This is a genomic window from Bacteroidota bacterium (genome assembly GCA_018266755.1).
Taxonomy (GTDB): Bacteria; Bacteroidota; Ignavibacteria; order Palsa-1295; family Palsa-1295; genus JAFDZW01.
In genome coordinates this window covers 116,544-136,917 of record JAFDZW010000005.1, presented here as the reverse complement: position 1 = coordinate 136,917, position 20,374 = coordinate 116,544, and the positions used below count along the sequence as shown (strand labels likewise).

The 20,374-nt window shown below is 53.6% G+C and carries 15 protein-coding genes; 5 read left to right on the top strand and 10 right to left on the bottom strand.

The genetic code is table 11. The annotated features are described in order from the left end of the window. Positions 1 to 7: 7 nt before the first annotated feature. Together JSS75_05165 and JSS75_05160 are read right to left on the bottom strand one after the other, a co-directional pair. Positions 8 to 598: a hypothetical protein gene (locus tag JSS75_05165; GenBank protein ID MBS1903075.1), complete on the bottom strand. Its 591-nt coding sequence runs from the start codon at positions 596 to 598 to the stop codon at positions 8 to 10. A 3-nt stretch (positions 599 to 601) separates the two neighbouring features. Continuing rightward, complete coding sequence (locus JSS75_05160; GenBank protein ID MBS1903074.1) at positions 602 to 2,095, bottom strand: glycoside hydrolase family 3 protein; 1,494 nt, start codon at positions 2,093 to 2,095, stop codon at positions 602 to 604. Between the two features lie 103 nt (positions 2,096 to 2,198). On the opposite strand from JSS75_05160, the gene JSS75_05155 reads away from it, so the two are divergent. Continuing rightward, a complete protein-coding gene (locus JSS75_05155; GenBank protein ID MBS1903073.1) occupies positions 2,199 to 2,759 on the top strand; it encodes a hemerythrin domain-containing protein in 561 nt (186 codons plus the stop codon). Beyond that, entirely contained in the window at positions 2,752 to 6,351 is a 3,600-nt protein-coding gene (locus JSS75_05150) for a UvrD-helicase domain-containing protein (protein MBS1903072.1), read from the top strand. Before JSS75_05155 ends, JSS75_05150 begins: the two co-directional genes overlap by 8 nt. Here JSS75_05150 and JSS75_05145 read toward each other — a convergent pair. Then, complete coding sequence (locus JSS75_05145; protein ID MBS1903071.1) at positions 6,335 to 7,057, bottom strand: hypothetical protein; 723 nt, start codon at positions 7,055 to 7,057, stop codon at positions 6,335 to 6,337. The genes JSS75_05150 and JSS75_05145 overlap by 17 nt on opposite strands. Before the next feature lies 1 nt (position 7,058). Next, positions 7,059 to 8,816: a succinate dehydrogenase flavoprotein subunit gene (locus JSS75_05140; protein MBS1903070.1), complete on the bottom strand. Its 1,758-nt coding sequence runs from the start codon at positions 8,814 to 8,816 to the stop codon at positions 7,059 to 7,061. A gap of 398 nt (positions 8,817 to 9,214) precedes the next feature. Between JSS75_05140 and JSS75_05135 the strand changes: the two genes are divergently transcribed. Then, entirely contained in the window at positions 9,215 to 9,733 is a 519-nt protein-coding gene (locus tag JSS75_05135; GenBank protein ID MBS1903069.1) for an adenine phosphoribosyltransferase, read from the top strand. 9 nt (positions 9,734 to 9,742) lie between these two features. Here the strand turns inward: JSS75_05135 and JSS75_05130 are convergent, their stop codons facing one another. The 6 genes from JSS75_05130 to nuoE form a co-directional block, all read right to left on the bottom strand. Continuing rightward, on the bottom strand, positions 9,743 to 10,783 hold the full coding sequence (locus JSS75_05130; GenBank protein MBS1903068.1) for a S41 family peptidase: 1,041 nt from the start codon (positions 10,781 to 10,783) through the stop codon (positions 9,743 to 9,745). Further along, entirely contained in the window at positions 10,780 to 11,637 is an 858-nt protein-coding gene (locus JSS75_05125; GenBank protein MBS1903067.1) for a hypothetical protein, read from the bottom strand. The genes JSS75_05130 and JSS75_05125 overlap by 4 nt, the downstream gene beginning before the upstream one ends. Before the next feature lie 6 nt (positions 11,638 to 11,643). Further along, positions 11,644 to 12,405: a hypothetical protein gene (locus JSS75_05120; GenBank protein MBS1903066.1), complete on the bottom strand. Its 762-nt coding sequence runs from the start codon at positions 12,403 to 12,405 to the stop codon at positions 11,644 to 11,646. 125 nt (positions 12,406 to 12,530) lie between these two features. Continuing rightward, positions 12,531 to 13,004 (bottom strand): hypothetical protein, encoded by a 474-nt coding sequence (locus JSS75_05115; protein MBS1903065.1) that lies wholly within the window; start codon positions 13,002 to 13,004, stop codon positions 12,531 to 12,533. A gap of 376 nt (positions 13,005 to 13,380) precedes the next feature. Beyond that, on the bottom strand, positions 13,381 to 14,748 hold the full coding sequence (gene nuoF, locus JSS75_05110; protein MBS1903064.1) for an NADH-quinone oxidoreductase subunit NuoF: 1,368 nt from the start codon (positions 14,746 to 14,748) through the stop codon (positions 13,381 to 13,383). 12 nt (positions 14,749 to 14,760) lie between these two features. Then, on the bottom strand, positions 14,761 to 15,291 hold the full coding sequence (gene nuoE / locus JSS75_05105; GenBank protein MBS1903063.1) for an NADH-quinone oxidoreductase subunit NuoE: 531 nt from the start codon (positions 15,289 to 15,291) through the stop codon (positions 14,761 to 14,763). A 368-nt stretch (positions 15,292 to 15,659) separates the two neighbouring features. Between nuoE and JSS75_05100 the strand changes: the two genes are divergently transcribed. Both JSS75_05100 and JSS75_05095 read left to right on the top strand, forming a co-directional pair. Continuing rightward, on the top strand, positions 15,660 to 17,543 hold the full coding sequence (locus tag JSS75_05100) for an OmpA family protein (GenBank protein ID MBS1903062.1): 1,884 nt from the start codon (positions 15,660 to 15,662) through the stop codon (positions 17,541 to 17,543). A gap of 209 nt (positions 17,544 to 17,752) precedes the next feature. Further along, positions 17,753 to 20,059: an OmpA family protein gene (locus JSS75_05095; protein ID MBS1903061.1), complete on the top strand. Its 2,307-nt coding sequence runs from the start codon at positions 17,753 to 17,755 to the stop codon at positions 20,057 to 20,059. Positions 20,060 to 20,374 lie beyond the last annotated feature (315 nt).

Genomic DNA, 20,374 nt, shown 5'->3' with positions numbered 1-20,374 from the left:
TCGCCGCCTACGGCGAATCCGGGAATAGAGGGCGATATCGCTGCGCCAGGCGTTGAACATAGGCCAATAGCATCGGAAAAAGCTTCCGCTGCTCCCCGGTCAACAGGTTATACTCCTCTGCGCAAGTATTAGTTTTTAATCGAATCTCTTTCTTGAGGTCCGGACGGTAAAATGATATATACATTATATCTCCATTCGGGCATTCAGGACTTACATCCGATGGATCTATCACAAATAGTGACTCTTTCCGGACGAAGTACGTGAGCGTATCGTCGTCAGCAGGCTCGATATACGCAAATCCTGTCGGGGTCTTCCATATTCCCGATTTCATCTGTTGATGCGTATTAAATCGCATCTGGCCGCTCGTGTCGATGAATATCTCGTCAGCCGGATGCGTATCGGACGCCAACATCTTGAAATAGAAGGTGTAACGCAACAGACGAGGATCTACCTTTGCTGCCGGGATCGCATTCGGCGGGATGCTTGTATCGCGTTGCGCGACGACCTGTGTCGTGGACTGCTTCGACGACTGGCAACTGGCCAGCGACACCGCCACAAGAGCCCCAACGATTACCAACGGTATGACAGAACTCCGCATAGGTTACCTGACAGTATGAAGCCTCTCGACCACGGCAGCGATCGACGGCGTTGAATCACTATAGGTGAAAATTCGGCACGTCCGTACGTCCAACTCGAACGATTGGTTGAGATACGGATTTCCGAGGGAAATGATACATCGGGGCGTGCTTCCCTGCTGCCGGACAGACAGGGCGAAGCGATCAACAGGGCGAACATTCATCCCCTCGCCTGTTTCATCCAAAAGCTTTCCTCGAGGTCGTTCGAGAACGAACACGATGGTATCTGCACCGAGCGTCGATTGCAGTTCGACTTCCGAGATCGCTCGCAACGACGGAATAGACTCCGCAAGGAGAGATTGAAGCTCCCGGATATGCTGCGCCTGAAGTGTAGGGTCGTCCGCCACGATATGATAGAATCGCGCTTCGCGAACAGTGCCGATCTCGCCGATTACATCAATTGCCGAGGCCGCGATATCCTTGGCCAATAATCGATGAAATTCGGAATTGGTTATTGGTGCTTGCTCTCCGAAGTGGCAATGTCCCATGAAGCCACTCACCTGGCGTGCAGAATGTTCCAGCATACGAGCGAAGGTGCAATCTCTTGCGGCAACACTGAGGAAATGCTCGTGAATCTCATCTATATCGCCCGGCATGAGCACGAGATTATTCCCAGCTCTCACAGCCGCTTCAGCGGCATCGGCGTCGCCTGAAAATAGGCCTCGCAGACCTCCCATTTCCATCGAATCGGTCACGATGAGCCCGCTGTATCCGAGATGCTCACGCAGCAGCGTTTGTGTCAGAACAGGCGAAACCGAGGCAGGTAATTCTGCCGTAGCAAGATCGGCCCCGAACGCACGAGCTAATAGAGGGGCTGCTAAATGGCCGGTCATCACCGACGGAATCGCGGCATGAATCAACGCTCGAAACGGAGGGAATTCCACCTGCTCGAAATGTTCAGGCGTAAGCTGTAGCACGGGGAGTGCCCGATGAGAGTCAACGCGTGTCTCGCCGTGCCCCGGGAAATGCTTCGCACATGCAGCAATGCCGGCTTCTGCAAGGCCAGCGGCGTATTCTACCGCAGCGTGTGAGACTGTTTCCGCATTCTCACCGAAGGAGCGAATATTAATGATCGGGTTCTTCGGATCGGAATTCACATCCGCCACCGGTGCAAAGCTCCAATGCAGTCCGATCGCTCGCATCTCGACTCCGGTGGCTCGTGCCGCGTCACGAACGGAATTTGGCCTTGTCGCATGTGCCAGAGCGAGTGCGTGCGGGAATTCGGTGCCGCCTGTCGAGAGACGCATTGGCAAGCCCCACTCTGCATCGCAAGAGAATAGTAGCGGCCCAGTCCCTTCCGCAAGAGCCAATGTCTGCAACGTGGCAAGAATCCGCTTCGCCTGCTCGACCGTACCGTTGAAGATACAGAAGCCGCAGACCATACCTTGGACTACCCAACGCTCGATACGCGCACGGTAGATTGAATCCGTCTCGAACGGACGCAATTCCAGCCTTGGCATGAGCACCCGACCGATGGTTCGTGATAGTGTTGCTTCTGAAGAGATCGCCGTAATGAAAATTGAATCCCACTCAACAATGTAATGTTCACAAAGCGTTGCGAATATGAATTACGACCACCTGGAACGAGCATCAAACCCCGTCCGACAATTACTTGCCGAGCATGTAGCGTTTCGTGCTGCATGTGATGAATTGCTCACTCTTATCGAGCGCCTACAACGCGATGGGTACCGGGCGCATATCCAAACGGCCGATTATGCAACCCTGCTTCGGACACGCGAGATTATTCGAGAGCATCTGAACGTCCATCTTGTCAAGGAGGAAGAGATCTTTTTCCCACGGCTGGAGCAGATCGTCCCGCAAGGACGCGTGAAATTCCTTTTTTTGAACTACGACCACGAATTCTTACGCGACTACTTCAACGAATTTTGCACGATCGTCAGTGATTTTGAAGAGGACCGCGTGCCGATGCATGTCAGCGTAAAACGTATCATCGAGACGGGTTCACATATCGTCCATAATCTTATCCAGCATATTCTCACGGAGGATACGGTGTATTTCGAGGTTGCGGAACATGGCTTCGACGACGAGACGCTCGAAGCGATGGGCAACGAAATGCTTGCGCTCGAACGCCGCCTCAAAGAGCAAGAACACCCACATGAGTGACGCTATACTGACGCCAGCGCAACGGCAAGCCATCGAGGCCGATTCGCATACGGTACTGATCGCGAACGCCGGGTCGGGTAAGACGTTTACGCTCGTCGAACACTATGTTCATATTCTCGAATCGGACGATTCGACGAGCCCGGCATCCATTGCGGCCATCACATTTACTGAGAATGCGGCAGCAGAACTGCGAGAAAAGATCACCGCGGCGATCACTAAGCGCATAACGCGACTTGCGGAGCTTTCAGCAGACCCTGCCCGGATCGACCGACTCTGGCGTGCGATGCACGAACTTGACGCTGCACCGATTTCCACGATCCACGGCTTCTGCTCCCGTTTGCTTCGCGAGCACCCGATTGAAGCCGGGATTGACCCAGCCTTCGGAATTCTGCAGGGGGTCGAGCGTACACTGCTCGTCGAAGAAACGATTGAAGCTGTACTGCACAATCGCCTGCGCGATATCTATCAGCACAGCGAACCGGCTTCATCCCCGATGCTTACGACATTTACTCGCTTCGGTCGGGCGAAGATCCATCGCTGGATTGCGGGGATGATCGACCGCCGCTTCCATGCCGCTCGTGCCGCCGAGACACTGAGAACTATCACCGACCAAGAGCTCGACACACTGCTGCTGCAGCGATTCGAATATGCCGCAGAACGAATACTGATGTCTGCTTCCGTACAGACGGCTCTGGCAAAACTCGAATCCTATTTTACTACTCATGCAGATGCCGAGGACGCCCGTATGTCGTTGAATGATATTCGGAATTCGACAACTCCCCAGCAGCGCTACGAAGCAATCCCAGTATTTTTTGCTAAGATTCTGACAGACAAGGGGGGACCGAGAGAAAAGGTATTCAAGCACCGTAAAGGCGGCAACGATTATAGGCCTGAGGTTGCCAGACTGGTCGAATCTGCGCTTGCGCCACTTATGGATCTGATGCCGCAATTCGAGGCCTATGCGGACTGGCGCAATTCTGCCCCGCACACATTTACGCATTTGCGTCATGTGGTCGAACTCTACGAAGAGAGCTTTGAGCGATACACCGAGGCGAAGCTTGGACAAGGCTTGCTCGATCACGACGATCTGATCGACTATGGTGTCCGCCTCCTCGCCGAGCCGCATATCGCCGCCGAGATTGCCGAGTCCTTACGGCACTGCCTTGTAGACGAATACCAGGATACCGACGAGCGACAATATAGCCTCCTTCGATCGATCACGGCTCATTTTTCGAATCATGTACTGGTAACAATCGTCGGGGACCCGAAGCAATCGATCTACCGATTCCGCGACGCAGATCTCGATGTGTTTCACGATGCAGTGGCTGACTTAGTGAGGGCATCGCATGGCGTCGAGCCCATCACTCTCGACGTCTGTTTCCGCATGCTGCCGTTCCCTCTTTCGTTCGCGAACAAGGTGACCGACCATATATTTGGCGAAGATCCGACCCTGCGCGAACGCTACTTCTATCGTCCGCTTGTGTGTGCGAAGGATGATGAGTTTGAAGGGAGAGTAACAATGCTGATCGCAGAGGAGGTGTCTGATGAGGCTCACGAAACGGAGAATACTTCTCTCAGCGAAGAAGAGCTCATTGCCCGCTCCATCCTCGAACGACAGTCCGCCGATCCACCGTGCCGCTTCGCCGAAATGGCGATCTTGCTTCGAGACCGTAAGCGGTTGGGGTCTCTCGAAGTGACACTGCGACGCTATAATATTCCGTATTCGCTCAGCGGCGGACTGGGCTTTTACCAACAGCAGGAGATCATCGATGCACTTACTCTCCTGCATGTACTCATCGATCCGAATGACGATCTCTATCTCGTTGCCTTGCTTCGATCACCCTATGTCGGGATCGACGACCGCACGATCTGGAATCTTGTCCATGCTCGCAACCTCAAGCGACCGCGGCCGTCACTGTGGGATCACCTCCTTGCTAGCACAACCGATGCCGGCATTCGTTCGCGAATCGCATGGCTCGCACAACTTGTGGCTTTCACCGGACGTCTCGATACTGTCCGCTTGCTCGAACGAGGGATCGCCGATAGTCTGATCGAGTTAACGTATCTGGTATTTCCGGACGGTGAACAGAAGATATCGAATCTTCGCAAGTTTATCTCACTGGCTGCTCGAAGCGAACTACCGGTCTGGGAGTTTGTCGAGCAGTGTACGATTCTGCAGGAGCGCGACGATCGCGAACAGCAGGCTATTCAGCCGACGGACGATGCCGTTCATATCATGACGATCCATGCGAGCAAAGGTCTCGAATTCCCGGTCGTCTATCTCCCCTACCTATCGGATGAAGGGCGCAAGCGTCCGTCCTCGGCGCTCGTCAGTCGGCATTATCCCTATATCGTGCTCGAAGATTATTCCGGCAACGAGGCACTGCGGCATCCATATTCCGGACTTCTGTCGGTCGGCGAACGTGGTGCCGAGCGCGAGGAAGAGCTGCGGATTCTCTATGTTGCGCTCACGCGAGCAAAAAACGAGCTGGTCATCTCCGCAACGATTAACGGCAAGAAACCCATTGCCCAAACGTCTCAGCTTTCGCAAGTACTCGATAGCCTCGGCGTCGATGGCAGTACACTTAGCACATCCGACACGATTGGCTTCGTTCAACGGTTGAGCGTCTATAAGAACGGAACCAAGAGCGAGCGGGTACTTACGGGTTCGATACCGATCGTCCGGACCCTTGCAGCTCGTGAGCGACAGTTGGCGCAATCGGACGTCGTGCCTACAGTACATATGGATCTGCGGACGATAGATCCGCGTCGCGGTGTCACTCGATATAGTCCGACACAGATCGAGACGCATGTAGATTGCCCGACTAAATATGTGTTGCATTTTAATCTCGGCCTGCCGGAGGTACGGACGATCGAGTATGAACATGATCCTTCGGTCGAGCACAGCCAAACACATGCGGCAACCTATGGAAAGCTATTACACGCAGCGTTCGAGCGTATAGACGATTTTGCACCGGCCGCCGACGGGACGTTTACCGTTAATGACGAAGCATTCGAAGCACTTGCATTTCGTGTGGAGTTGCCGCCATCTGCACGGGCTCTATCAAAGCGGAAATTGGAGGACGATATTCGCCGGGTGCTTGCGTCAGACCTCCTACTCGCATTGCGCTCTGCCACGGAGACGTATACGGAGCTTCCTGTGCGCTTCGCATTGCAAGAGCACTATGTCCTTTCCGGCGTCATCGACCGCCTCTACTGCGATGCTGACGGCATGTGGCATATTCTCGATTACAAGACTACCAAAACACCGACACCGGAAAAAATCCGACAGTACGAATTCCAGACAAAACTCTATGCCTTTCTGGTGTTCAAACTATTCGATGCTCCTCAGGTGGCGACCCATTTATATTTTACATCGACCGGTACGACCGAATCAGCGGTGTATTCCGATATCGATTTACATGGGTTCGAGAACGAGTTGATTGGGACGATTGAGGAGATCCTTGCCGGGCGCGATGCACGTTCGTTCGACGACATCGAAAAAAAGCGTTCGCATTGTTCCGAGTGCCCCTACAGTCCGGACGGAGTGTCGCGTTGTGTGCTGGACACGACGCCTATTTCCATTTTTTGATCCCGACCGAAACACCCGCCAGATAGCCGACCTCATGGACAGCCCGTACATTCGGGCCGTTATAGCTATTCACCGACACGGCAACAGGTCCAAGTGTCGGCATCGCCCAATACCGGGCAGTGGCGGTCAGGCCGATGTCCAAGGTTTCGTTGTCGATGACTGTAATGCGAGCCCGCGTGAAGGCACCGAGATAAAACGAGGTCCAAGGTGAGCTGCCATCGTACGAACGTGTCGAATGATCCGTTAATCGCTCGGCCGTTGCATCGGCGCTGCCGAGTGCATACCCAAAGGCAAGCCCGATACCAAGACGAAATATATCGGATCGGGCAATGGTCCTGATCGTCTCGACATAGAGCGCATACATCGCCAGGTGTTCGGTGATGTTCGCATTATACGGATCGGTCACATCGACGAGACTGCCGGAAGGCGACCAGAGTCCTTGGCGCGACGAGGTTTGCCAAACACGTTCGAGAACGGCAGAGATCGACTGGATATAATTCGTCCCGAGCTGAGCACGAAGATTCCAAATGAACGGAGTACCGAAAAACACACCGTCGCCGTCGCTGATAAAGGCATACTGCCCTCCTGCGGCGAACGAAGCGCCGAACTCATATCGAGTGTGCTGCGCAAGTGCGGTCGAGAATGCCGCACACAGCATGACCGCGGCGAGGGCCGACCGCAATCGTTGACGCCGAACGCGGATCAAATCAATAGACGCGCTTCTTCGGTTGATACTTCGTGATGACGACCGGCTTATAGTCGATCTTCACACTTCCGTCCGCACCGCGATAGGCCATCGTGTGCTTCAGGTAGTTTACGTCGTCACGATCCGGGAAGTCTTCACGGGCGTGGCCACCGCGCGATTCTTTACGGTTTTCCGCGCAAGCGGTCACGATCTTGGCGGTTTCGAGTAGGTTGCCAAGCTCAATCGCTTCGAGGACGTCGGTATTGAACTGCATCCCCTTGTCGTCGATCTTAATGCGCTTGAACCGCTCCTGTAGTTCGTCTAACTTTGAAAGTGTACGCTTCAAACCCTTGTCGTCACGGAAGATGCCGACATCTTCCATCATGCTTTCTTGCATCTCGGTACGGATGGAAGCGCCGTTCTCACCGCTCGTGCGACTCTTGATATCGGCGACGATTGCGCGGGTGTACTGGCCGGCATCCTTCGGAAGCGGTGCGTGCTCGGCAGTCTTGAGGAATTCGACGATCGCTTTCCCACCTCGACGTCCGAAGACGATAAGATCGAGCAGCGAGTTCGTGCCCAGACGGTTCGCACCGTGGACGCTTACGCAGGCACACTCGCCTGCTGCGTAGAACCCCCGGACGATGTCTCCGTTATGATTCTGGAGCACCCGCCCGTCGATATCGGTCGGGATACCACCCATCGTGTAGTGGGCCGTCGGCTGGATCGGCACACCTTCCTTGGTCGGTTCAACGCCGAGATATGTGCGGGCAAAGCCTGTTATCTCCGGAAGTTTTTCGTTGATGATCTTCGGATCCAAGTGGGTCAGATCGAGATCGACATACGATGTGCCGTCGGATCCCTTGATGCCGCGGCCTTCACGAATCTCCTGGATGATCGCGCGCGATACCATGTCGCGGGGTGCCAGATCTTTCACCGTTGGCGCATAGCGCTCCATGAAGCGCTCGCCGTCCTTGTTGCGTAGGATGCCGCCTTCGCCTCGAGCGGCTTCACTAACGAGAATTCCGAGCTTCCAAAGCCCGGTCGGATGGAATTGCATGAATTCCATATCCTCAAGCGGCAAGCCCTTCTGATACGGGAGAATAAATCCATCGCCGGTACCGACGTGTGCGTTCGAGGTGATACGCCACACACGACCAGCGCCGCCGGTTGCGAACATCACAGCCTTGGCATGGAAGATATGGACTTCGCCGCTGATAATTTCGATCGCGACGACACCGGAACAGACGCCATTCTCGTAGAGCAATTCGGTTACGAAATACTCCGAGAAGAAATTGACTTCGTTCTTGACGCAGTTCTCGTACAGCGTATGCAGCATGACATGGCCGGTACGATCTGCGGAATAGCAGGCTCGCTTGACGGGAATGCGCTTCGAGTCGAGGTCGGCTTTGTCGATCGGGCGCGTATGACCGCCAAACGGACGTTGCGCGATCTTCCCTTCTGCCGTGCGGGAAAACGGCATGCCCATGTGTTCGAGCTCGATAATGGCACGGGGTGCGTCGTTGCACATCACCTCGATCGCATCTTGGTCGCCGAGATAATCCGACCCTTTGACGGTATCGAACGCATGCCATTCCGGCGTGTCCTCTTCGAGATTGCCAAGCGCGGCACAGACGCCGCCCTGAGCAGCCCCCGTATGCGAACGCAGCGGATGGACTTTGGTGAGTACGGCGCAAGAATACCCGGCCGGGACTTCGACAGCAGCGCGAAGACCTGCTCCGCCTGCTCCAACGATCACAACATCGAACGTATGAATCATACCTACAGCTAATTAGACATACAAAAATACGGAAGATATGCCGTCCGATTCGGGAAAATGCATCTTAGATTGAGGAATTCATGACTGCCACGATGAGAAGCCCGGCTCTGCACACTGTCCGTCGGTTGGCCAGGAAAGCCACCCCTCAAGTTTTTCCCCGGTGGCACGGCTCCATTTGATTGTGCAGTACTGTCATTCTGAGCACGTTCGCTCCGCTCAGTGTACACTCCCGCGAAGAATCCCTGTGGCGGAGCCTCACAAGGTTTCATCAAGGGATTCTTCGCTTCGCTCAGAATGACTTGTATTTAGACCGTTTGAACGGTGCTGCTCCCTTTCCTCGCACCAAGCGCCTATTCTTACTGTTTATCTTACTAAGAACATCCACACAATACTTCATCATGACTCTTAAGGATTACATCCGCGATATCCCCAATTTCCCTACAACCGGCATCACGTACCGCGATATTTCCCCTGTGTTGCAGGACCCGCTCGTCTTTCGTCATGCGATCGATTCGTTGTTGTTAAAAGTTCGCGACATGAAGATCGACCGTATTGTCGGTATCGAATCGAAAGGTCTGATCTTCGCCGCTCCGCTGTCGTTGCAACTCGGTATCGGCATGAGTGTCGCACGAAAGCGCACAGGCGATCATCCGCTCGACGTCGTCGGAATCGATTATGCGCTACAAATGGGTACCCACCGCATCGAAATGATGCGCGATGCAGTCAAGAAAGGTGAAAATATCCTGATCGTCGACGATCTCCTCGCGACCGGAGTCACCGCACGGGCAACTGCCGACCTCGTCCAGCAACTTGGCGGCAATGTTGTAGCCTTCGCGTTCCTTGCGGAAATCAACTACTACGATGGAGCGGCGAATCTGACGGATATTGCGCCGGTGCTTCACGTGTACGACTGTTAAGCGCTCTCGCTATTTACTGAGTTCTTCAATAGCCCGATCAAGCACCACGTCGTTGGTGATACGATTAGTAGTAGTGATTTTAGGACGTGCGACCACAATATGCGGCGGGATTCCCTTTCCCTCGAACGATATGCCGTTCACATCGGTGACGCGCTCGATGGACATGGAGTATAACCACCCGTTGGCGAGTTCTCGATCCAGGCGACCGGAAAACGAGCCGTTCGTCGTGTCCCCGATCTGGATAATGCTCGGGACGGTGCGTAATGCAAGTGTAAACCATTCGGCGGCACTGATTGAGTAGCGGTCGGTTAGCAGGGCGACGGGCTTTGTCCAGGGATGCTTCCCCTTCGGGGATAATACTTCGGGTTCGGGTTGCGAAAAGTCGGAATGAGCTGGCCCGTTGCGAAATTGTACCTGAAGCACCGGACGGGCCGTAGGGATAAACTCAGAAGCGAGGGTTCGGAAGTTTCCTACTGATCCGCCTCCATTTCCTCGGATATCTACAATGAGTGCTTTTTTGTCGCGCAGCGAGTCGAGTAGATATTCAAAACGGTCGGCCCACCCTCGGCTATCGTCACCATCGATAAATGTTCCGATATGCATGTATCCCAGTGAGTCATTGATCGATCCGTAAACGACCTCTCCATATCCGCCGAGGCGAGCACTGGGACCGAGGTAATAGGAGCTAACGACATTTTCTGAAAAGCCGAATGTCGAATCGCTTACGCGACGATTGGAGTTGTAAGAAAACTGCTTGCCATTTGCTGCACCGTAGAGCGATACATGAGCGTCGTGTAATGGTACAATAAGCGAGTCGAGCGTAGCGGCGAGTGCCGAGTCGGGCATATCGTTGCTGATGCGTGGGCGGTAGAGAGAATACAACGAGTCCCAATTCACAGAGAACACATCGAAATAAGAGTATCGTGCGTCGAACTCCTTCCAGAACGCATCGAACACCGCGGTGGGTTTGGCCGATTCTTGCGGACCAAGCAACAGATCGGTACATCCCGTCATGACGAACACCAGTACGAGAAGGAGCACATACTTCATAGTGCAAACCTCCATTCCAACCCGAGCGCTATCACTTGTTCGAGGTTAGCACTCTCCCAATTGTTTCGGGAGTAGCGGAAATATCGAGAATTGAATGCTGCGTTCAGCACAAACAACGGCGACAGAGCAAAGGAGGCTCCGAGCGAAGCATCCCACGATACAAAGCCGCCGATGCCAACCAGATGTACATCAGACCACGAGATTGCCGTGAGTTCGGAGGTGAAAAAGTTATATGGCGGGCGTATCAGAGCGCCGATAAGTGGGATCGAAACGGTTGCTTGACATTCCAGATCGCTTGTCAGCGAATACGAACCGCGGACCGAAGCCCCAAGCGTCATTGCCGCATCATAACTGAAGGCTCTATCCTCTGAAGAAATGTCGGTGCTGGAATAGAGATATGCGCGCGCCGCTCCCCACAGATCGATCGTACCACCGACTGCAATCCGAAGCCGTTCGTCGTCGAAACTGCCGCATGGGCGAAGCTGCGTGTATGCGAGGTCAAACAGAGTGAACAACGAGGCTCTGTCAAGTTGTCCGCTCGGCACCGGCGCATGTAAGAAGGATCCGTTTACCCCTCCGATACTGAAGCAAACATGAATATCGTGCGTCGCATACCCGGAGCGATACATGTAATCTACTGAGAACGGTCCGATCGATGCCGAGTAGATGAACGGCGAACCCATTTGATCGTGGGTAGCATACGAACCAAATCCCGTTCCGATCTGAAGGCTATGCCTTCGAAGCGTGTCGAAATCGATTCTCTGGGCATGAGCGACGGAAAGACACATCGAACTCCAAAGCAACAGGCTGCCGATGCCTGTAGCGAGTATGGAGGATCGTGTAGTTGCCAGCACGGTGGGTTAGTCGGAAAAAGTAAATGTGCGCCACGTAGGGTACACCGCTCGCAGCAGAATTGTCTTGCCGTCATGGATACTTACCTTCGTTCTAACGGAGGAAATGGTTATGGCAAGACTCGCTTCCGGAGGGATTCGCGAAAGAAGATCGGGTGTGAATTCAAACACGCCAGTATTCGGAATATGAAAATAAAATATCCCTATGGTCGGGTCGATGACTAGCACCTGAACAAAGACGGAATCGGAACCAGGGGTGGTAAATTGCACAGCGAACTGCTCACGAGGAACCGGCAGACGATGGGCGGTATCGGGATATTCGATAGTAACCTCGTCCGGCGCTTCGATCGAATCGGTGAACGTGGGAGCATCCCGGCCACCTTGAATATTCCATACCCACTCTGACCGTGTCGGAGGGGCAACAACCGCAGTAAACTCGCCCGGGATATTCACGGTGTCGAGTAATTGTTGTCCGTCGAAGAGTGCGTGAAAGGGTTGTCGCGGGCGATACCCATTGCCCAGATAGTTAAAAAACGTTGCTTCTGCGTGCACCTGTCTGGAAACGGAATCTATTCCTATTGCACGATAGGCAAGCAATACCCCATCGTATGTTTCGAACTCGGCCGGGAGCATATCTGGTACAGATGCATTCACATTGACCGAGCGTCGTGTCAGCTCGACCGGGGCTTCTGTCGCAAACGGAGATTTACACGCAGCGAATACTGCGCCCATCAAGAACACGAGGAGAATTCGATGACCGACGAATGGCATGAACGAGAATTGGTCACCATTCCAACCTTCGACTTACACAAAATAATGCCGCAAAAAAAGGCAGCGACTCGGATGAGGCGCTGCCGTGTGTCACCGAACCGATTGCTGATACGCAAGTAGGGGCGTTAGAAGCAATCGATCGTGAAGTCGTTGCGATCGACACGCAGATTGCCGTTCGCATCGACCGTCATGTGAATGTGCATCGTCAACTTGAACTTGCAACCACCCGGCGCTGTCATCACGAAATGCTCAACAGCATTACAGCCGTCTGATCCGTTCGTATCGCGGCTGATCTCTTCGAGCACCAAGCCGCCGTGGTATGTATTCCCCGACGTACCGGTACCGGAAAGGCCGCTGAGATTGATATGTACCTTCGTGAAGTCGTCATTACTGACGATATGCTCGTTTCCTCTGATCGTCACGGTATCGTTACAGCAAGTATTGATGAGTGTCGTAGAGAACGGCGCGTCATCCTGGTTCATCTTCAACGAGCCGACAGGGTTTTGCCCGGCGGTCGATGATGTCGGCTGACTTCCCTGTTGACAGCTAACGAGCGCAACGAGACACGTTGCAATGAAGGTAATGAGTTGTGTTTTCATGGTTGTACTCCTACAGGTGTGCTACCCGCATTTGTGAATGTGTTATGTTGTGTGAATTAGAGGCTCGGTCACGGACGCACGGATGCCGAAGCAGCCGGCGTCGTGGCAAACGCGACCGACATATAGGAATTTCGTAGCGCAGAATGAACAGACTTTCCGACCGAAGTCCCCAAAGGCGCTATCATACCTTTGGTGCCGTCGGTGAAATACACCACACGAATGTGACGATTTATCGTCAATTAATAAGTAGGAGTAAAGGGACCGCTCTGCTTGTATCGTTTTTTATTGCATGTATATACGCCACCCCACACACATCAGAGGATTACTCCTGTTCTCTCAAGAGTGGGCTGTATCGAAGGGGTCTTAAACCCGAATCTCAGTTACGCTCGATCAGCGGCACGTTGATCTGTACCGGTTCGAGTCCGCCCTGACGGAGCGAATGTACTTTGTTGGGTGCGAGATGTTCGCGCGTAGCACTTACCTTCTTTGCGAACTCTTCGGGGAAGCGCTGTACCGTAAACTTCACCGGCCAGGCGGCAGCCTCGCCAAGTGCGCAGATGGTTCGACCCTCGATGTTCTTGGCGACATCTTCGAGTAACTGAATATCCGCCTGCGATGCTTGGCCTGCGTTGACTCGTTTGAGGATCTTTTCAAGCCAGCCCGTTCCTTCGCGGCAGGGTGTACACTGTCCGCAGGATTCGTGGTGATAAAATTTCGAGATACGCTGTAGCACGCTCGGGATGTCGGTGTCCTCGTCCATAACCATGATGCCACCGGTCCCGATCGACGAACCGACAGCCTTCAGGCTTTCGGCATCCATCTTTACACCTTCGAGTTGATCGCCACGAAGCGGCGGCATCGACGAACCGCCGGGGATCACCATCTTAATTTTTTTGTCATTCGGTACGCCTTGCGCATACTTATAGATCATATCGGTGAGGAGCGTACCACTGGGTACTTCGTAAATGCCCGGACGGTTGACATGCCCGCTCACTCCGAGCAGCAGCGTCCCCGGGTGTTTTGCCTCGCCGATCTGGGAATATGCTTCGGCGCCGATCCTGATGATGGCCGGGATATTCGCGATTGTTTCTACATTGTTGATGGTCGTCGGATTGCCCCACAGGCCGAAGTTTGCCGGGAACGGCGGCTTCACGCGTGGGTAGCCGCGCTGACCTTCGAGCGAGTTCATGAGCGCAGACTCTTCGCCGACGATATACGCACCCGCCCCCTTGTGCACTGTGATATCCACGGAATACGGAACACCCTCACCCGTCGGTTTGAACGTCTCGAGCATCTTTGGCCCGATGAAGCCACGAGCATAAGCATCGTCTACAGCCTTCTGAACCATCTTGATCCAATGGCCGTATTCGCCACGGATATAGACATATGCATGGCGCACCTGCATTGCGTATGCTGCAAGCAGCATGCCTTCGATCATCTGGTGCGGATTGAACTCGAAGATCTGTCGGTCCTTGAACGAACCCGGCTCCGATTCGTCACCGTTGATCAGCAGAAACCGTTTTTTATCGGGCCCCTTCGGCATAAAGGTCCATTTCAGGCCGGTCGGGAATGCAGCGCCACCGCGGCCACGCAGGCCGGAACGCTTTACCTCGTCTGTCACCGCGTCCGGTGTCATCGAGAATGCTTTGCGCATCGAGTCGCCATACCCGCCATTCTTGACATACACGTCAATCTCGTGCAGGTTTGGGATATTCGGCAGGATCAATCGTTGAGTATCTGACATCGTACGCTCGTATTAAATTGCTTCCCGGGTGAGATCAGGTAACTGCGCAAAACGCTTCGGTGCGGGGACATTCCCGCTCGTGCGGATCGTTTCGATGATCGAGACAGCATCGTCCGCTGATATCTTCTCGAAGAAGGTATCGCCGACAGCAATCATCGGTGCGCCGCCGCAAGCCCCCATACACTCGACTTCCTCAAGTGAGAACACGCCGTCGGGCGTTCGTTCCATGTGGCCGATGTGCAGGCAGTCCTTCACCTTCTCGTACACCGCGTTCCCGCCGCGAAGCATGCAGCTTACATTCGTGCACACCTGAATATGGTGGCGGCCCATCGGCTTCTCGAAGAACATCGTGTAGAAGCTCACGACGCCGAGAACGTGCGCCTTCGTGCATTCGGCAAGTTCGGCGGCGAGATTCATCCCCGCATCGTCGATCCAGCCGTTGCGCTCTTGAATGCGCCATAGGACGGGCAGCAGAATCGCCTGTGGTTTTTCGTAGCGCGATTTGAGCGCCCGAAGCTCGGAAATATCTTGTTCTGTCAGCATATTCGTATATGCAAAAATACGAGCCGATGATACCGCGACTGCAAAAAATCGAGAATTTTGCAGTTACAATCATGCGTCGATTCCTCTACGAGAATGGATGGGGGTGTTGTAACACGCATCTCGATTTCGCAAATCGTTAAAGAGGGACTGACGGGTGCTCAGTCTTGTTACGCCGTTAAATACAATTCACCTCCATCTGCGGCCCGTACGTGCCGATTAACATTCGTATTCCACAAGCTTTACGCTTTTGCTGCTGGCACATTTATTGTTATCCTCCCGAGCATACTGTGATCGTCAGGAGGTTCCCCACGACATTACAGCCCACCCGATTTCTCCACACATTCGAGTTATATCTATACCTACCGACTATGAAACGGGTCATTGTTTGTTTGGCGGTATTGGTTGCAGTCTCGAGCTTTCCCACAGCAACATTTGCGCAGAGCGCAGCAGGGCGCGTCGCATTCGGTCTGGACTACGAAGCGAACAAACTCTACGGAAATTTCCGCGATAATCAGTTCTGGATGTCCGGTGATCTCTTCTTCCGGTGGAATATCCTCGATTGGCTTTCGCTGCATGCCGCCTATAATGCCGGCCAGTTGCGAATGCGGGTTAACGACGACAACCTAAACACATACGCCGACTATTTCGGACAAAAAGGAGCGGCCTACTATCCGATTCCCGGAACAACCACGAATTCCGAGATCGCGCGCGAAACATATAGTAAAATCCGCCATAGCGGATTTCAACTGATGCTCAGCACGAACCTCTTCCCCACAGAGACCTTCGTCCCATACGTCATCGGTGGCATCGAGGCGCTGAACTTCGAGCCTCGAAATCTCGATCAGGACAAAGCGCTTCCCTACCTTGCCGCCGTCGATTATTCGCGTAATACCTTCGGCGAAGTCGTTGGGATCGGCTACGAACTCTATATTAGTGAGAATTTAGTATTCAGCGGCAAAGGGCTGGTCCACTTCACGAATACGGATTATCTCGACGACTTCTCGCAAGAAGCCTACGACGAATTCCATAAGCAACTCACATCGGGCGGATCGTACAAGGCAAATCCTCCTCGGACTCCCTCGACCACACAAGATGTGTTCTTGACCTTCGGTGTCGGCTTTAGCTATTATATCGCCGGAAGTCTCGATGCCGATAAAGATGGCCTCAGCGACCGTGCCGAACGCGAGGTATATCATACCGATCCCTATAACCCGGACACAGACGGCGATGGGCTCAGTGACGGCGATGAGGTCTTTACCTATCATACCGACCCCACAAAAGCAGACACCGATGGCGACGGCTTGTCGGACTCCGACGAACTAATGCGCTACCACACCAACCCTACGACCGCAGATACCGACGATGACGGGTTGACCGATGGCCAGGAGGTGAAGGTCTATCATACCAATGCACTCAAACCGGACACCGATGGCGATCTGCTACCGGATGGCGACGAGATCAACAAATTCAAGACCGATCCTCTGAAAGTCGATACCGACGGTGACGGTCTGAATGACGGCGACGAAGTTCATCGCTATGGGACGGATCCGACGAAGACCGACAGCGATGGCGATGGGTTAGGCGACGGCGATGAAGTATTGAAATATCATACGAATCCGGCAAAGATGGACACAGACGATGACGGACTCTCGGACCGCGACGAGATTATTGAATACCGTACCGATCCCACACGAGCAGACACCGACGGTGACGGGCTCAGTGACTATGATGAGATCAATAAGACCAAAACAGACCCACTGAAGCCGGATACCGACGGCGACGGATTCAACGATGGCGTCGATAAATGTCCGCTAACACCCGGCGTGGCTCCGGACGGCTGCCCGCCGAAACAAGCGGCAAATACGGTCACCAACTTCCCTGGCATACTCTTTATCGTCAACACCGACCACTTCGACCTCTCGCAGCCGGCGACACTCGAGAATCTCTATAAGATCCGCGAGCTCGTTAACCAATGTCCCGACATCAAAGTAGTAATCGAAGGACATGCTTCGAGCGAAGGAAAAGAAGACCGTAATAAAGTCCTCTCCGAAGCACGCGCAGAAAGCGTACGCAAATGGCTGACCGATCAGGGAGTCGACTCGACGCGCATTGCCGGAATCGAAGGATTCGGTTCGTCGAAGCCTATTATTCCCGAGCCGAAAGGACACAAGAATGTATCGAAGCAGATGCTAGAGAAAGCACGAGCACAGAACAGAAGGATCGCAATACGCGTCGTTCAACCCTGCAAGTAGCGGGGAGTCTCGAATAGAAGAGGGCGGTTGATGGGCCGCCCTCTTCTATATATGCTATGCGAGAAATGCATTCTGCGCTTAGCCAATAAATGGATGTCACAAATCGCGCCTCTAATCCGTGATTTTATTATAAGATATACACATTGGGGAAAATGGTGGTATTTTTGCACCAACGACATCCCAGACGCTTTCACATTCTATTTGCACGTATGAAACAGCGTATCCTGACCACCCTGCTGGCAATCGTTGCCGGACTGACGATCTCGACAGCCCGCACGAACGCGCAAAGCACCGCCGGACGAGTCTCGTTCGGTTTTGATTATGAGGCGAACAAACTCTATGGAAATTTCCGCGACAACCAGTTTTGGATGTCCGGCGATCTCTTTTTGCGGTATAATATCCTGGATTGGCTATCTCTGCATGTGGCGTATAATGGCGGCCAGATGCGAATGAAGCTCAATGACGACGTGCTCCAGAACCCGAGCTATCAGGATTATTTCGGGCCGTCCACCTCAAAAGTCTATCTCATCCCCGGCACCGGGACGGGATCCGATATTAATCGCGAAGAGAAAAACAAAATACGGCATGGCGGCTTTCAGATCATGCCGAGTATTAATTTCTTTCCCTTGCAGCGATTCGTCCCCTATGTGATCGGAGGTATCGAGATCTTCAACTTTGAGGCCCGCAATTTGGACCAGGACCGTGCACTTCCCTATCAGACGGCAGTCGGATACTCGAAGAATACGATCGGCTGGGTGTTTGGCCTCGGTTACGAACTCTATGTCAACGAGGATCTCGTCTTCAACGGCAAGGGACTCATGCATATTCCGAATACCGATTATCTTGACGACTATTCGCAAGCGGCGTATGATGAGTTCGACAAGAAGCTGCACAACCCCGGTTACCAGCTTCCCGACCTGAAGTCGCCATCTACTTCTTCGGACGTCTTCCTCACGTTCGGCGTCGGATTTAGCTATTATATCTATGGCGACCAGGATGTCGATAAAGACGGGTTGACCGATAAGGCCGAAAAAGAAATCTATCACACCGATCCGAATAATCCGGATACCGATGGCGATGGCATCCCGGATGGCGAAGAGGTGAAAAAATATCACACCGATCCGACCAAGGCCGATACCGATGGCGATGGGATTTCGGATTACGACGAGATTTATAAATACAAAACCGACCCGCTCAATGCCGACACCGATGGCGACGGCCTCTCCGACGGACAAGAAATCAAGGTGTATAATACCGATCCGCTCAATGCCGATACCGATGGTGACGGCCTGAAGGATGGCGAAGAGGTTAATACCTACAAGACCGATCCGGCAAAAGCGGATACGGACGGTGACGGTCTCAGCGATGGTGATGAGGTAAAGAAATACTCAACCTCTCCGATCAAGATGGATAGCGACGGCGACGGCCTCAGCGATGGCGACGAAGTCACGAAGTATCATACCGATCCCGCAAAAGCGGATTCGGATGATGACGGATTGTCGGATGGCCAGGAGCTCAATCAGTACCATACCGATCCGATGAATCCCGATACTGATAAAGACGGCCTCAAGGACGGTGACGAAGTCAACAAGTACTTCACTGACCCGCTCAAAGCAGACACCGATGGCGACGGCCTCAGCGATGGTGACGAAGTCAACCAATATCATACCGACCCGAAGAGGACCGATACCGATGGCGACGGTCTCTCGGATGCCGACGAGATCAATACCTACCATACCGATCCGTTAAAGATCGACACCGACGGTGATGGGCTCACCGACAGCGAGGAGATCAGCACCTACCACACCGACCCGCTCAAGGCCGACTCGGATGCCGATGGCCTGAATGACGGAGACGAAGTGAAGGTCTATCACACCGACCCGATAAAACGTGATTCCGACGGTGACGGATTGAGCGACGGCGACGAGGTCAAGACGTACAAGACCGACCCGACGAAGAAAGATACCGATAATGACGGACTCAGCGACTTCGACGAAGTCACCCGTACCAAGACGAACCCGCTCAATCCGGATTCCGACGGCGACGGATTCAAAGACGGCGTCGATAAGTGCCCGTTGCTTGCCGGTGTTGCACCCGACGGCTGCCCGCCGAAGGCACCGGTGAATACGGTGACCAACTTCCCTGGTATTCTCTTCATCGTCAATACCGATAACTTCGATATGAGTGGCGGCGGTACGCTCGAGACACTTAACAAGATCAAAGCGCTTGTCGAACAATGCGACAGCATTCAGGTCGAAATCGAAGGCCATGCGTCAAGCGAAGGCGAAGCAAAACGCAACCAGGAGCTCTCGGATATGCGAGCTGCTGCGGTCAAGAAATGGCTCATCGATCAGGGCGTGAACCCCTATCATATCACACGGACGATCGGGTACGGTTCGAGCCGCCCGGTTATTCCGGAGCCGAAGCTGAGCAAGAGGGTAACGGCGAAGATGGTCGAGGCTGCACGCCACCAGAACCGCCGCATCGCGGTGCGCGTCGTGAAGCCGTGCGAATAGCACTCAGGATCAATTAGACGATTCGAAAAACGGGCGGCCTTGTGCCGCCCGTTTCTATTTTTCGGACCGTTGTCATGTACGTCGGCTTTACTCATTCGTGTCGGCTCTCTCCCGTACAACTTTGCCTGAAAAAAGGGTTACTCTATTGCGAGGCATGAGAATATCGGCCCGACTACGCATGTACAGGTCATATATCACATTTCATTTGAAAGAGACCACTGTGAAGCGAACGATCATCCTATTCTACGCCCTCCTGTCGCTCGCCTTCGTTGGGCAAGGGATCTGTCGGTCCCCATGAGAACTCGATATTACCCC

Excerpts from the sequence above, each read along its gene's own strand:
- JSS75_05165 (MBS1903075.1), bottom strand. The coding sequence starts at position 598 with ATGCGGAGTTCTGTCATACCGTTGGTAATCGTTGGGGCTCTTGTGGCG.
- JSS75_05160 (MBS1903074.1), bottom strand. The coding sequence starts at position 2,095 with ATGCCAAGGCTGGAATTGCGTCCGTTCGAGACGGATTCAATCTACCGT.
- JSS75_05155 (MBS1903073.1), top strand. The coding sequence starts at position 2,199 with ATGAATTACGACCACCTGGAACGAGCATCAAACCCCGTCCGACAATTA.
- JSS75_05150 (MBS1903072.1), top strand. The coding sequence starts at position 2,752 with ATGAGTGACGCTATACTGACGCCAGCGCAACGGCAAGCCATCGAGGCC.
- JSS75_05140 (MBS1903070.1), bottom strand. The coding sequence starts at position 8,816 with ATGATTCATACGTTCGATGTTGTGATCGTTGGAGCAGGCGGAGCAGGT.
- JSS75_05135 (MBS1903069.1), top strand. The coding sequence starts at position 9,215 with ATGACTCTTAAGGATTACATCCGCGATATCCCCAATTTCCCTACAACC.
- JSS75_05130 (MBS1903068.1), bottom strand. The coding sequence starts at position 10,783 with ATGAAGTATGTGCTCCTTCTCGTACTGGTGTTCGTCATGACGGGATGT.
- JSS75_05120 (MBS1903066.1), bottom strand. The coding sequence starts at position 12,405 with ATGCCATTCGTCGGTCATCGAATTCTCCTCGTGTTCTTGATGGGCGCA.
- JSS75_05115 (MBS1903065.1), bottom strand. The coding sequence starts at position 13,004 with ATGAAAACACAACTCATTACCTTCATTGCAACGTGTCTCGTTGCGCTC.
- nuoF (MBS1903064.1), bottom strand. The coding sequence starts at position 14,748 with ATGTCAGATACTCAACGATTGATCCTGCCGAATATCCCAAACCTGCAC.
- nuoE (MBS1903063.1), bottom strand. The coding sequence starts at position 15,291 with ATGCTGACAGAACAAGATATTTCCGAGCTTCGGGCGCTCAAATCGCGC.
- JSS75_05100 (MBS1903062.1), top strand. The coding sequence starts at position 15,660 with ATGAAACGGGTCATTGTTTGTTTGGCGGTATTGGTTGCAGTCTCGAGC.
- JSS75_05095 (MBS1903061.1), top strand. The coding sequence starts at position 17,753 with ATGAAACAGCGTATCCTGACCACCCTGCTGGCAATCGTTGCCGGACTG.